10 protein-coding genes and 1 pseudogene are annotated in these 13,849 nt (G+C 62.3%); 6 read left to right on the top strand and 5 right to left on the bottom strand.

The genetic code is table 11. From position 1 onward, the window contains the following. Positions 1 to 18 precede the first annotated feature (18 nt). Positions 19 to 583: pseudogene (locus BN1800_RS09560) on the bottom strand (C39 family peptidase). Positions 584 to 826: 243 nt separating this feature from the next. Here BN1800_RS09560 and BN1800_RS09555 point away from each other — a divergent pair. Continuing rightward, complete coding sequence (locus BN1800_RS09555) at positions 827 to 1,390, top strand: nucleotidyltransferase family protein (RefSeq protein WP_086996810.1); 564 nt, start codon at positions 827 to 829, stop codon at positions 1,388 to 1,390. 63 nt (positions 1,391 to 1,453) lie between these two features. Here BN1800_RS09555 and BN1800_RS09550 read toward each other — a convergent pair whose 3' ends face one another. Continuing rightward, positions 1,454 to 5,194: a peptidoglycan-binding protein gene (locus tag BN1800_RS09550; RefSeq protein ID WP_086996807.1), complete on the bottom strand. Its 3,741-nt coding sequence runs from the start codon at positions 5,192 to 5,194 to the stop codon at positions 1,454 to 1,456. A gap of 450 nt (positions 5,195 to 5,644) precedes the next feature. Between BN1800_RS09550 and BN1800_RS09545 the strand changes: the two genes are divergently transcribed. Next, a complete protein-coding gene (locus tag BN1800_RS09545) occupies positions 5,645 to 6,928 on the top strand; it encodes a cystathionine gamma-synthase family protein (protein WP_086996804.1) in 1,284 nt (427 codons plus the stop codon). A gap of 5 nt (positions 6,929 to 6,933) precedes the next feature. Here BN1800_RS09545 and BN1800_RS09540 read toward each other — a convergent pair whose 3' ends face one another. Then, on the bottom strand, positions 6,934 to 7,305 hold the full coding sequence (locus BN1800_RS09540; protein ID WP_037143893.1) for a hypothetical protein: 372 nt from the start codon (positions 7,303 to 7,305) through the stop codon (positions 6,934 to 6,936). A gap of 96 nt (positions 7,306 to 7,401) precedes the next feature. Beyond that, positions 7,402 to 8,823 (bottom strand): aminotransferase-like domain-containing protein, encoded by a 1,422-nt coding sequence (locus BN1800_RS09535; protein WP_086996801.1) that lies wholly within the window; start codon positions 8,821 to 8,823, stop codon positions 7,402 to 7,404. A gap of 105 nt (positions 8,824 to 8,928) precedes the next feature. Between BN1800_RS09535 and BN1800_RS09530 the strand changes: the two genes are divergently transcribed. Then, entirely contained in the window at positions 8,929 to 9,789 is an 861-nt protein-coding gene (locus BN1800_RS09530) for a DMT family transporter (RefSeq protein WP_027513324.1), read from the top strand. 33 nt (positions 9,790 to 9,822) lie between these two features. Here BN1800_RS09530 and BN1800_RS09525 read toward each other — a convergent pair whose 3' ends face one another. Next, on the bottom strand, positions 9,823 to 10,299 hold the full coding sequence (locus tag BN1800_RS09525; protein WP_027513325.1) for a VOC family protein: 477 nt from the start codon (positions 10,297 to 10,299) through the stop codon (positions 9,823 to 9,825). 202 nt (positions 10,300 to 10,501) lie between these two features. Here BN1800_RS09525 and BN1800_RS09520 point away from each other — a divergent pair, with 202 nt between their 5' ends. From BN1800_RS09520 to BN1800_RS09510, 3 genes are all read left to right on the top strand, one after another. After that, positions 10,502 to 12,298: an acyl-CoA dehydrogenase C-terminal domain-containing protein gene (locus BN1800_RS09520; RefSeq protein ID WP_027513326.1), complete on the top strand. Its 1,797-nt coding sequence runs from the start codon at positions 10,502 to 10,504 to the stop codon at positions 12,296 to 12,298. Positions 12,299 to 12,401: 103 nt separating this feature from the next. After that, on the top strand, positions 12,402 to 13,610 hold the full coding sequence (locus BN1800_RS09515) for an acetyl-CoA C-acetyltransferase (RefSeq protein WP_027513327.1): 1,209 nt from the start codon (positions 12,402 to 12,404) through the stop codon (positions 13,608 to 13,610). A gap of 26 nt (positions 13,611 to 13,636) precedes the next feature. Continuing rightward, a complete protein-coding gene (locus BN1800_RS09510; protein WP_086996798.1) occupies positions 13,637 to 13,828 on the top strand; it encodes a hypothetical protein in 192 nt (63 codons plus the stop codon). Positions 13,829 to 13,849: the final 21 nt, after the last annotated feature.

The following is a 13,849-nucleotide window of genomic DNA, read 5'->3' as shown; positions in this document are numbered from 1 at the left end:
ACTTGTCGTTGAAAAGACTTAGAAGCCGACGGCGATGCCGCGGTTGGCGAAGAAGCGGTCGAAGACGGCAAGCGGCAGCGTTACATGCGCCTGGCTTTCCGGATTGTGTCCTGACGGATTGTGAGCGGATGGTCTCTGGCGAGGCGGCTGTTACCAGAACGAGGTGGCCACCTTTGGACGGCGGCGCGCGCTCCGGCCAGCGGATTGCATGATGCACGGAGGCGATGAAGAACTGCCCCTTCGAAAGGAGCTCGGGAATGGAGGCCGTATCGACATTCGTCTTTGTCTCCGCACCCAACCCGAAACGTTCGGTGACGAACTTGACGAAAGGCGCATAGATCAGTCCCTTGATCGAGGCATCGGCTTCGTTGACGACATAGCCGCCATAGGCCGTGCAGCCGCGGGCAAGCTCGAGTGTCGGATGGATTTCGCCGCGCGCGGCAAGGATCATCTTCAGGCAGGCCATGCCGCAGACATTGATGGCCCAGCGGGCATATTCCTCGATCGTCTCCGCGCCAGAATGCCGCCACAGCGGATCGCGCATGAGCGCAGCAGAACCCTCCGCCACGACCGGCAGCGTCATCTCCGGCGTTTCCCATTGGCTGAAATAAGGCACGTCGGCTCGCCGAATATTCACGAATCCCCCATCGGTGATCAAATCACGCCGGGAAATTCCACAAGCAAAACGACCCTTTTGCGGCGGACGCAAAAAGGCCGTTCAAAATTGCGGTATAGATAGTATGCCACAGGGAAGGTGGGCGACTGTCGGAGGGTCGTTGACATCGAGAACCAAGGCAATCCCAACCTGATCGCAAGGAGAGCAACGTTGTCGATCACCGAGCAGCAGTTCTTCGCTTACGTCAGAGAGAATCCTATTAACGTCCAGTTGCTGGAGGAGCTGTCCGCTCTGCAGCTACCGCAGTGCATGCTGACTGCCGGGTGCCTCGTCCAGACCGTCTGGAATCTCAAAAGCGGGAATGATGCGCAGTTTGGCATCAAGGATTACGATGTCTTTTACTTCGACGACCGTGACCTCTCCTGGGAAGCGGAGGACATGGTCATCTGCCGTGCCAGGGAATTGCTGGGCGAACTCTCGGAAAAGGTCGAGATCAAGAACCAGGCTCGCGTTCACCTGTGGTACTCAGAGAAATTCGGGAAGCCATATCCGTTCCTGAAGAACGTCGAAGACGGCATCGACCGCTATCTTACCTTATGCACGCGGATTGGAATACGCATCGAGGACCGCGGTCTCTACGCACCGGACAAGCTCGACGACATGTGGCACGGCATTCTGCGAATGAACCCACTCAATCCTCAGCCGGATTTGTTCAGGCGGAAATGTGACGAGTATCTCGCTCGTTGGCCATGGATCTCGATCATCACTTTGTGAGCTGACGGAAGAAAAGGCGGTGCTCGACCACAGTCGGGATCGGACGCTTTCCTTGTTCTTCCATCAAGCCTTGGTCGTGTTCTTGGCGTTGCGCTCCAGGAGCGCCTTTACCGTGTCGTCGTTGATTCTGCCGCTCGGCTCCTGGCCGATCGATTTCTGGAAGCTCTTGATCGCCGCCGTCGTCTTCGCGCCCATCTCGCCGTCCGGCGTCCCGGCGTCGAAGCCGCTGTGATTGAGGATTGCCTGGATGTTGCGGATCGCCTTCTTCATGTCAACGGTCGAGGTCTTCGTGCCGTTGCCCGCCCAGCCATCCGGAATTTCGATGCCGTTTGCCTTATTGTCGAGAGGCTGCGGCTTCCAGGCGCCCGCTGCAGCACGGGCTTTTTCGAGATCGGCGGGCTTCATGGCCTTTGCCACTTCGTCGCGCTTGGCGCCTGCATCCTTGTCGCCGCCCTCAGCGGCGATGGCGAACCACTTGTAGCTTTCGCCGAGATCCTGGGCCACACCGTTGCCGCGGGCGCAAAGGATGGCGAGATTGAACTGGCTGTCGGTGATGCCGAGATTGGCAGCCTTCGTGAACCAGTTTGCCGCGGCCGCATAATCCTGCTCGCCGAGCGCGCCGGAGGCGTAGAGCACGGCTAGATTGTGCATGGCGCTGGCATTGCCCTGATAGGCGGCCTGCTCGTAGAAGGCCTTGGCCTTGCCGATGTCGCGCGTAACACCGGTCCCCTTCTCGTACATGCTGCCGAGGCGATACTGCGCCGGAGCAAAGCCCTTGTCGGCTGCAAACTGATACCAGTTGGCAGCCTGCGCCTGGTCGGCCGTCAGGCCGTTGCGGCCTTCCGTGTAGCGTGCGCCGATCTCGAAGAGTGCGAGTGGATCGCCGTGGCGGGCGGCATCGGCAAGCGCCTGCGGCTGAATGGTGCCCGGCACGGAGATGGAAGGTGCCGCTGGCGTGACGTTTGCGGAAGCCGGAGCATCATTGGGTGCGAACGCAGCCGCATCCTGCGCCGGTCCCCCCGGCGTCAGCGTCGAAGCGCCTTCACCGTCAAGCGGTACGGTGTCGGTCAGGTGATCGGTCGGCGCAGGCTGCATGGCCTCGGTCGTGGCTTGCGCCGTCTCGGCTATGGGCTCTGCCATGGCCTCGGGTTCCGTGGATTCTGCCGGAATGCCGGCCGCCGTTGCTTCCACACTCTGTTCGGGCATGGCTGAACTGTCGGCTGCAACGGGGTTCCGTGCGGCATCCGAAAGCACCGAGACTTCGGCCGGAGGCGCCTGTTCGCCGCTCGTCAGCGTGCGGGCGAGCGGGAAGGCCATGATGGCGAGCAGCACGGCACCGGCAGCGAGCAGGAGCGGACGGCGGAAGCGGCTGAAGGCGCTGGCGCCGCCGGCAGGCTTCGGCGCCTTGGATTTCTTCTCGGCTTTGACTGGCTGCGCCCTTGGATCGGCTTCCATGGCCGCCGCCTGAGCCGCACGGCGGGCGGCGGCGATATAGTCGGCGCGCTCGTTCTCCGTTGCCGGCTTTGGATTGTTGCGGGCCGCCGCCTGGCTGGCGCGCACCCGCTCCAGGATCTTCTTCACGTCCGGTGCGCCCGAGCCCGGCTCCAGCGGCTCGTTCGACGCTTCGTCGCTGGGCATAAGATCGACTGGATCGATCGACGGCGCGGGATCGATGACGGTCCGCTCGACAGCCTTCGCCTTCTCCTGCCTTTTGCCCGGAATCAGCCGCTTGCCGAGGGCCGCAAGCAGGCTCCCCTTCACTGGCACTGCGGGGGGAGCGGATTTGGTCGCGGCTTCGATCGCAATCGCGCTCGTCTCGGCTGTGGGAACCACAGGCTCGCTGACGGAATCCGCCGCACGCATCAGCGGCGAGGCACCCTTCTGGCCGAACACGGCCTGCGTTTCGGTTTCCTCGGCGCCGGCGGGGACCAGTGCGTAAGGATCGATCTCGAAATCGGCACTAGCGACCGGCATGCGGGCCGCTGGCCGGCTGCGGGTGTCCATGTCGTCAAGGCGTTCGGCAATCTGGACCAGCGTCTCGTGCAGCGCCTGGAAGGTCTTGTGCGTGCGATCCTCGCTGCTGCGGCTGAGCTCTTCCAGTTGCCGCAGATCTTCTGCGAGCGCATTCAGTGCCGACATGTCGGCGGCTGGGACCGTGCCGGCCTGCAAACCGCCATTGCGGGAATAGGCCTCGACGACGGCTTCGGCTGCCTGACGGGCAGCCTCGATGATGTATTCGTCGCTGGTCGCCATGTAGTCTTCGAGCGCGCCCATGCGGCGGTCGAGCTCGACCGGAATGCCGTCACCCGCGCGCGGCGTGTTCATCAGCGCCGAGAGATTGGCGATCTGGTCTTCGAGGTTCTTGAGTGCTCGCGAATCCGTCGCAGGTGCGGCCGTGCTTTCCTCAAGGCGTGCCGCGATGTCGCTGAGCCGTCCCTCGATGCGGCGGAACGCACCATCGTCGGCAGCCGCAGCGGTCAAAGGCTGGACTTCCATCTGGTCGATACGGCGAGCGAGATAATCCAGCCGCTCCGCCAGTACGTCGTTGACCGCGCCGCTCTCCAACGCGTCGATCTTGCGGGAGATGTCTGCGAGCGTGCCGTTGAGATCTGCCTGCGGAACCGCCTTCTGGGCGCGTTCGAGCATGAAGGAAAGCTGCTCGAGCCGCTCGTCGAGCCGTGCCGTCGCTTTTGTATTGGCCATCTCCTCGACACGCAGCGTCAGTATTTCCAGCCGGTCGGCGAGGCCTTCGGCGGGCAGGGCGCGGCTTTCCGCGCTTCGGCCCACCATGTCGATCTGTTCGGCCAGCGCATTCAGCCGGCCTTCGAGGCGATGCATCAGCGCCGGGTCGCCGCTTGCAGCACTTCGGCCGCTTGCCGCGATCGCACGGCTGATTTCGTCAAGGCGCGTATCCATCGCGGCAAACTGCTCGGCCATGGCGCGGTCATGCGGCTGGATCATGCTGCCGAACTGTTCCATCGCGGTCGCGATCGAGATCAACTTGCCTTCCAGCGCGCGCACCGCCGGACTTTCGCCCATGCCGCTGATGTGGCGCTTGATGTCGTCGAGCCGGTAGGCGAGCGAGACCAACTCTTCCTGCAGGCCTGCCGTATCCAGCGCATGCAGCTGGTTCTCGAAGCCGTCCCAGCGGTGTTCCATGTGGCGGATGGAATCTTCGCGGGCGAGCCCGTCCATCAGCGACCGCAGCTCTTCGAATTCGCTGCGCAGACCCGCAGCCTCAGGCCCAGCAGAACGGCTGGAGAGCTGATTGATGCTCTGGGCGAGCCGGCTCATGTCTTCGCGGATGTCGTCGGCGAAACGTCCGTCCTGCGCGCTCGTCTTGATCTCGCGCAGTTCCGTGCGCAGCGCATTCATCTCGCGTGCCACACCCTCCGAAATGTCGCGCTTCAGGTCCTGGCGCAGGTTGACAAGAGCCTGGGCGATCTCGGTCATCGTGTCGGGCGAGGTGCCATAGACAGGTGCAGCCTGCGGTGCCGGCATGCGCGAAACCGGCGCCGGTTCATGGTAGGCCGGCCGTTCACGGCCGGCGTCGAGCGTGCGCTGGCGCTCGCGGATTTCTGCAAGCGGATCGGGTCGGGTTTCCGCCCGCGCATAAGGCTGTCTCGGTTCGTAGGGTCTGCTGTAGCTTTCGCGCTCGGGCGCGGCGGGCTGCTGCCTCGGTTCGCGGTTGCCCTGGCCCATCAGCCCTTCGATGCGCGCCTCTAACCCCTCGATCGTGCGGTTCAGGGCATCGAGCGATGCCCTGTCGGGATGCCGGGGGATATTGGATCGCGATCCGTTCATCTTCCTGCTCGCTTCGTCTGCTCGGACCCCCGTCAGGGCCAGGCCATTGGCTTGAGAGACCGTTCACCAGAGAGCAGTTGATTAGACTTTTCTCAACTTGAACGGCGTAGCGGCACTCCAAGTAAACGCGAAACTTGAAAAAGGAATGCGGATCACCACTGCTCACCCCGCACCTTTCACGAAACGTGGTAAACAAGCCGTTAATTTCGGCGATATTTTTTTAACGTTTGAATAATCCGGCACAGATTTCGGGCCGAATGCGCCATTCCCTGATGGGTTCATCACCAAGCTGGCCGGTCGGTCTCAGCGGCAATCGTCTGCACCAAATTTCGCATTGCTCCGCGGGAGTCGCTTCCAAAGACATCCTCCTGCGCCAAATAGCAGGAACGTGCCTTCGCATTTGATATAATTTGCCGTTTCAGTTCCAATCCATCGGCCGAGGAGACCGTCATGACCGCGCCGCATCCTTCGAGAACCCATATCGGCAATCACGCGCTGCATCCGGAAACGCTGATGTTGAACTACGGCTACGATCCGGAGCTTTCAGAAGGCGCGGTCAAGCCGCCGGTCTTCCTGACCTCGACCTTCGTCTTCAACACCGCAGAGGATGGGCGCGATTTCTTCGACTATGTGTCGGGCCGCCGTGAACCGCCGGAAGGCAAGGGGGCAGGCCTCGTCTACTCGCGCTTCAACCACCCGAACAGCGAGATCGTCGAAGACAGGCTCGCCGTCTATGAGCGGACGGAAAGCGGCGCGCTCTTCTCGTCAGGCATGGCGGCGATTGCAACCACGCTGCTTGCCTTCGTCCGGCCCGGCGATGCGATCCTTCATTCGCAGCCGCTTTATGGCGGCACCGAAACGCTGCTGGCGAAGACCTTCCACAATCTCGACGTTGCTACCGTCGGATTCGCCGATGGCGTCAGCGAGGCTTTGGTCAGGGCCGCCGCTGACGAGGCCGTGTCGAAAGGCCGCGTCTCGGTCATCCTCGTCGAAACGCCCGCCAACCCGACGAACAGCCTCGTCGATGTCGCCATGATCCGCCGCATCGCCGATGCGGTCGGAAAGACGCAGGGCCACACGCCGATCGTCGTCTGCGACAACACGCTGCTAGGCCCGGTCTTCCAGCGACCGATCGAACACGGCGCGGATATCTCGCTCTATTCGCTGACCAAATATGTCGGCGGCCATTCGGATCTCATCGCCGGCGCCGTCCTCGGTCCCAAGGCGATTGTCAAACAGGTGAAGGCGCTGCGCGGCTCGATCGGCACGCAACTCGATCCGCATTCCTGTTGGATGCTCGGCCGTTCGCTGGAAACGCTGCAGATCCGCATGGAGCGGGCAAACAGCAATGCGCGCGCCGTCGCAGACTTCCTCCGCGACCACCCGAAGGTCGAGAAGATCCACTATCTGCCGTATCACGATCCGGAATCGCCGGTTGGCCGCACGTTTGCCGCGCAGTGCACCGGCGCCGGCTCCACTTTCTCTTTCGATATTAATGGCGGCCAGCCGGCCTCGTTCAAGTTCCTGAACGCGTTGAAGATCTTCAAGCTTGCCGTCAGCCTTGGCGGCACGGAATCGCTCGCCAGCCATCCGGCTGCGATGACCCATTCCGGTGTGCCGGCAGATGTGCGCCAGCGCATCGGCGTTCTGGAATCGACCATCCGGCTGTCGATCGGCATCGAGCACCCGGATGATCTGATCGCCGATCTGGCGCTCGCTCTGGACGAAGCGTAAGGGGCTCAGGCCGCAGCCGTCTCCCGTACATCGTCGAGCAGAAAATGCGCGACGATGTAATTCGTCGTGTAGTGCCTGCCGCTATCGGAGGTGTTCTCGACGCTGCCGCCGTCAGCCGGGTGCCAGGCATGGTAATGCGGATTGGTGGTGATCAGCGTGATTGCCTTGCCGGCAAATTCTCCGCCGAGCCGGTAGCGTGCTTCCGCCAATGGCCAGATGCGCTCGTAATCCTCCATCGGAATGCGGATTTTCAAAGCCTGCCTGCTGATCGCCTCGCTCCGCGATCCGTCCTCATGGATGACCGCCGGCAACGTCAACGTCACTTCCTCTGCACCGCTCAGGATGGAATTGAACTCCTCAGGCCACATTCGTCTCATGAAATCGCTCCTCCCAGGGCTCTCGTCGGTTAGCCAGCGAAATGTAGCGTGTTCGCCCGGAGAAGCAAACGCTGCTTTCGGCCAGTGATTGCCGAGTCAGCGGCCCGCGCCGCGCGCCGCATTGTTCAACGCCCTTTCCAGCGATCGGAAAATCCTCGGATCGGCCGATTGCGCCACATTGAAACGAAGGAAGCCGCGTGCTGTCTGCGACAGGCTGAACGCATTGCCCGGGGCTAGGACGACGTTGTCGGCAAGGCAGGCTTGCGCAATATCGGCAGCGTCTATGCCGTCCGGCAACCTGCACCAGAGAAATATGCCGGCCTGCGGCCTTATCCATGGCGTGATGCCGAGCGGCGCAAGCTGCGCAACCGTCTCGTCCATGGCCTTTGAGAGACGAACGCGCAGTGCATCGAGATGCTTGCGATAACTGCCGTCCTTGAGGAGCAGCAGGATCAGTTCGGATGAGAGCCGCCCGCCGCCGATGCTTGTCGCCATCTTGAGATCGGTGAGCGGCTCGATCCACTCCGGCCTGGCGGCGATGAAGCCGCAACGGACAGAAGCGGAAAGCGTCTTGGAGAAGCTCCCGATATGCACCACGCGCTCCAGCCCGTCGAAGGCGGCGAGACGAGGGGCGGGTTCGTGCTCAAGGTCGGCGAAGATATCGTCCTCGATGATTGTTAGCCCGGCCCGCTCGGCAAGCTTCAGAAGGCGGTGTGCCACAACCGGTGAACACGTCGCGCCTGTCGGGTTATGGATTGATGAGTTGGTGATGTAGAGCCGCGGCCGGTGCCCATCGATTGCCCGCGCGAATGCCTCGATATCCGGCCCGTCGGGCGTCATCGGAACGCCGATGGCATTGGCCCGGTGAGCGCGCAGCAGTGCATGAAAATTGAAGTAGCACGGGTCGTCCACCAATATGGCATCACCGGGCTCGATCAGAAAGCGGCACAGGAGATCGATTGCCTGCGTACCCGATTCCGTAAGAATGATGTGGTCGGGAGCTGCTGGAATGCCGCGCTCGCCCATGCGGCGCGCGAGCAGTTGCCTCAGCGGTGGCAGGCCGAGCGGCGTTCCGTAGTCTGCGAGCACGCGTCCTTCGCCACGGGAGATGGCACGAAGCGCTTTCCGTATTGCCGCTTCCGGCATCCAGCTCGCCGGCAGCCAACCGCATCCGGGTTTCAGCAGTTCGGGGCCGTCTTCCAGCGACTGCCGGTAGACCCACAATGGATCGATCGCCCGATCGAGCTTCGGCCCGATCTCGGAAAGCGTAAGCGGCGCCAGCGGACTGGAAACATAAAAGCCGGAACCCGGCCGCGAACGGATCAGGCCTTCGGCGCCTAGCCGCTCATAGGCTTCCACGACGGTCGAAGGCGAGACCTGCATCGTCTTCGCGAAGGCGCGCACCGAAGGCAGGCGTGACCCCGGCACGAGCCTGCGAGCTGTGATCCGGCTGCGGATTTCCGCCATCACCGCTTCAATGCGTTTGCCGCCCTCTGCTCCCTTGACCGCTTGTTCCATCTGTACTGCATCCGTATCCATAACAGTTTGTCGAAACTGTACAGCATTGTCGCTGGCGCCGCCATGCCCTTCGGTTCATAGCGGCAGCAGCTAAGGAGCATGACGATGGATAAGACAGGCGGCTGGATCAATGGCTTTCTGGGCGTGCTGATCTTCAGCGGATCGCTTCCGGCGACGCGCGTGGCGGTCGCAAATTTCGATCCGCTGTTCCTTACCGTCGCCCGCGCCGCGATTGCAGGCATCCTTGCCCTTTGCCTGCTGCTCGCCTTTCGCGAAAAGCGTCCCGGCCGCGCCGATCTTCTCTCGCTCGCGGTCGTGTCGCTCGGCGTGGTCATAGGCTTTCCGCTGCTCACCGCATTTGCGCTGAAGCATATCACCTCGGCTCACTCGACGGTTTTCATCGGTCTGCTGCCGCTCGCGACCGCCGTCTTCGGCGTGCTGCGTGGCGGCGAGCGCCCGCGTCCGGTGTTCTGGCTGTTCTCTTGCCTCGGCAGCGCCATCGTCGCGGGTTTTGCGCTGATGCGAGAAGACTCCGCATCCTCGGTCGGCGATCTCTTGATGCTGGCGGCAATCGTCGTCTGCGGGCTGGGCTATGCCGAAGGCGGGCGGCTGTCGCGCAAGCTGGGCGGCTGGCAGGTGATCTCCTGGGCGCTCGTTCTCTCACTGCCGGTCATGCTCGTGCTGTCTGTCGCCGTCAGGCCGCCGTCCTTCCCGGATGCCGCGAGCACGTCATGGATCGGCCTTGCTTACGTCTCGCTCTTCAGCATGCTGATCGGCTTCATATTCTGGTATCGCGGCCTTGCGCTCGGCGGTATCGCAGCCGTCGGCCAGTTGCAATTGCTACAGCCCTTCTTCAGCCTCGCACTTGCCGCTGCACTCCTGCATGAGACGGTAAGTGCAGGCATGTTTGCGGTTACGCTGGCCGTGGTCGCCTGCGTCGCTGGCGCGAAGAAATTTGCTCGATAGCGCCGCAGGCGGACTGCGGATCCGGCATCCCGCTTAGCCGCGGAACGCCGCTTCCAGCTTCGCAATATCGAGCCTGACCATACTGAGCATGACTTCGGTCATGCGCCGCGCCTTGGCGCGGTCCGGGTCGGCCATCATCTCGCCGAGCACGCGCGGCACGATCTGCCAGGAAAGCCCCCAGCGATCCTTCAGCCAGCCGCATGCCTCCCCCACGCCGCCGTTCTCCAGGAAGCCGTCCCACAGCCGGTCGATCTCGGCTTGTGTCTCGCATGCGACAACGATTGAAAAGGAATGATTGAGCGGGTCGAGCGGCCCGGCCTCCAGCGCCGTGAATTCCTGGTCGCCAAGCCTGAACTCGATTACCTTGCAACTGCCCTCCGGCCCGCTCGGCGTATCCGCGGGAACCACGGTCGTGCGCCGGATGGAAGAATTCGGCACCATCGAGACATAAAATTCGACGGCGTCCTTTGCGTCCTTTTCGAACCAGATATTCGTGCTGACCTTAGTCATTTACATAGCCTCCTCGTCCATTACTGTCAGTGTTTGGACAGTCGAAGGACGTTTCAAGCGCAGGTCACCCGACAGGCGTAGTGGATTCTTTCCTACAAATTTGCGCGAATACAGAATTTGACGTTTACGCAAACGTCAATATTTTGTAAGAGACTCTCAAATGCCGGTGCCGTCCGGTTGCCGAATTGGAGGAATTCGAACGATGCCAATCTACAAGGCCCCGGTTAACGACACGCTCTTCGTGCTGAACGACGTGCTCGGTATCGAGCGCTACAATAATCTGCCGGGCTTTGGCGACGCGACGCCGGATATGGTCGAGGCCATTCTGAGCGAGGCGGCAAAGGTAGCAGAGGAAGTGCTCTTCCCGCTGAATTATTCCGGCGATCAGGAAGGCTGCAGGCGGGCGGACGACGGCTCGGTCACGACGCCGAAGGGCTTCAAGGAAGCTTACAAGACCTATTGCGAAGGCGGTTGGGTAGGCCTGGCGGTCCCCGAAGAATTCGGGGGCCAGGGGCTGCCTTATACGCTCCATTGTGCCGTTGGCGAATATACCTCCGCCGCCAACATGTCGCTGATGATGTATCCCGGACTGACCCAGGGCGCGATCGCCGCGATCTTTGTCCATGGCTCGGATGAGCAGAAGCAGACCTATCTGCCGAAAATGGTTGCCGGCGAATGGTCCGGCACCATGAACCTCACAGAGCCGCATTGCGGCACCGATCTCGGTCTGCTGCGCACCAAAGCCGTGCCACAGGGTGACGGCAGCTACAAAATCTCCGGCCAGAAGATCTTCATCTCCGCCGGCGAGCACGACATGACGGACAATATCGTCCACCTAGTCCTGGCCCGCATCGAGGGTGCGCCCGAGGGAACGAAAGGCATCTCGCTCTTCATCGTCCCGAAATTCCTCATCAAGGACGACGGCATGCCCCGTGACCGCAATGCGGTCTCCTGCGGCGCGATCGAGCACAAGATGGGCATCCACGGCAACGCCACCTGCGTCATGAACTACGACGAGGCGACCGGCTTCCTGATCGGCGCGGAAAACCGCGGCCTGAACGCCATGTTCGTGATGATGAACGAGGCCCGCCTCGGCGTCGGCCTGCAAGGCCTCTCGATCTCGGAAATTGCCTATCAGAACGCCGTAAACTACGCCCGCGAGCGCATCCAGGGCCGTTCGCTTTCCGGCCCGAAGGCGCTGGATAGACAAGCCGATCCGATCATCGTCCATCCCGATATCCGCCGCACGCTAATGACCATCCGCGCCTTCAATGAGGCCGGCCGCGCCTTCCTGCTCTGGACTGCGCTGAAGTCGGACATCGCCCACCGCTCCGCGAGCGATGCCGAACGCCAGACGGCGGACGATATTCTCGGCCTCGTCACCCCGATCCTGAAGGGCGTGATGACCGACAAGGGCTTCGATCATGCCGTTATGGCCCAGCAGGTCTTCGGCGGCCACGGCTACATCGAAGAGCACGGCATGAGCCAGTACGTGCGCGACGCCCGCATCGCGATGATCTACGAAGGCGCCAATGGCATCCAGGCGCTCGACCTCGTCGGCCGCAAGCTTGGCTTGAACGGCGGCCGCGCCGTCGTGGCGCTCTTCAAAGAGATCGGCGATTTCTGCGAGGAGAACCGCAACGACGTGAAGATGACCTTCTTTACCAAGAACCTGAAGAAGGGCTTGAACGACGTGCAGGCGGCGACCATGTGGTTCATGCAGCATGCGATGGCAAAGCCCGACAATGCCGGCGCCGGCTCGACGGACTACATGCATCTCTTCGGCCTCGTCGTTCTCGGCTACATGTGGGCGAAAATGGCAAAAGCCGCCGAGGATGGCCTTGCCTTGGGCGATACCTCGCGCGAAAGCTATCTGCGGAACAAGCTCGTGACCGCCCGCTTCTTCATGGAGCGCATCATGCCGGAAACCGCGCTGCGCAAGGCCCGCATCGAAACCGGCGCCGAGACGATGATGACCTTGCCCGCCGAGGCATTTTGATCCTGCTCCCTCCCCCTTGTGGGGGAGGGTTGGGCGGGGGTCTTTCTCTCCCCGCCGTGACCAGATTTGAGGCAAGTCGTTTGCCACCCAGGGAGATGAGACAATGACCGAGGTTTTCATTTACGATCACGTCCGCACGCCGCGCGGCCGCGGCAAGAAGGACGGCTCGCTGCACGAGGTGCCCTCCGTCCGCCTCGCCGCCAAGACGCTGGAGGCGATCCGCGACCGCAATGGGCTCGACACCAAGACGGTCGACGATATCATCATGGGCTGCGTCGATCCGGTGATGGATGCCGGCGCCGTCATCCCCAAGGCCGCCGCCTTCGAGGCCGGCTATTCGACGCACGCCCCCGGCATCCAGATCTCCCGCTTCTGCGCCTCCGGCCTCGATGCCGTGAACTTCGCGGCCGGCAAGATTTCGCAAGGGGCCGATGACATCGTCATTGCCGGCGGCGTCGAAAGCATGTCGCGCGTCGGCCTCGGCATGTCCGGCGGCGCCTGGTTTATGGACCCGTCGGTGAATTTTCCCGCCTATTTCATGCCGCAGGGCGTCTCGGCAGATCTGATCGCCACCAAATATGGCTTTAGCCGCGACGACGTCGACGCCTATGCCGTCGAGAGCCAGAAGCGCGCGGCGAACGCCTGGGAGAAGGGCTACTTCAAGAATTCCGTCATCCCGGTCAAAGACCAGAACGGCCTGACGATCCTCGCTCATGACGAGCACATGCGCCCCGGCACCGACATGCAGGCGCTGGCCTCTCTCAACCCCTCCTTCCAGATGCCTGGCGAGATGGGCGGCTTCGAGGCCGTCGGCATCCAGGCCCATCCGGAGGTCGAGCGCATCAACTACGTCCACCACGCCGGCAATTCCTCGGGCATCGTCGATGGCGCCGCCGCCGTGCTGCTCGGTTCCAAGGTCGGCGGTGAAAGCATGAGCCTCAAGCCCCGTGGCCGCATCAGGGCCTTCGCCAATATCGGCTCCGACCCGGCCCTCATGCTGACAGGCCCCGTCGACGTGACCGAAAAGCTGCTGAAGCGCACTGGCATGCAGCTTTCCGACATCGACCTCTTCGAGCTCAACGAAGCCTTCGCCGCCGTCGTGCTGCGCTACATGCAGGCCTTCGGCATCGATCACGACAAGATCAACGTCAATGGCGGCGCCATCGCCATGGGTCACCCGCTCGGCGCCACCGGCGCGATGATCCTCGGCACGGTACTGGACGAGCTCGAACGCCGCGATCTCAACACCGCGCTCGTCACCCTCTGCATCGGCGCCGGCATGGGCACGGCGACGGTGATTGAACGCGTCTAAGGGGATTGCCGAGCGGAGACGAGCCAATGAGCCAGAACGAGACGAAACGTCACTTCGAGCTTCGGAATCTGGATAAGGACATGGAACAAGCTTCTGCCGAGGCATCCCATGTCAATCCGAAGGAGCACGCGCGGCGACTGCGGAGCGAGAATCGCTTCCTGCTGCTGTTCCTCGTCTTGGTCATTGGCGTGAGTTGTTACCTGCTCGGCGTCTTTTGAAAGCTTGAGAAATTTAGGGAA

Source organism: Rhizobium sullae (assembly GCF_900169785.1).
Lineage (GTDB): Bacteria > Pseudomonadota > Alphaproteobacteria > Rhizobiales > Rhizobiaceae > Rhizobium > Rhizobium sullae.
This window is presented reverse-complemented; position numbering and strand designations above follow the sequence as displayed.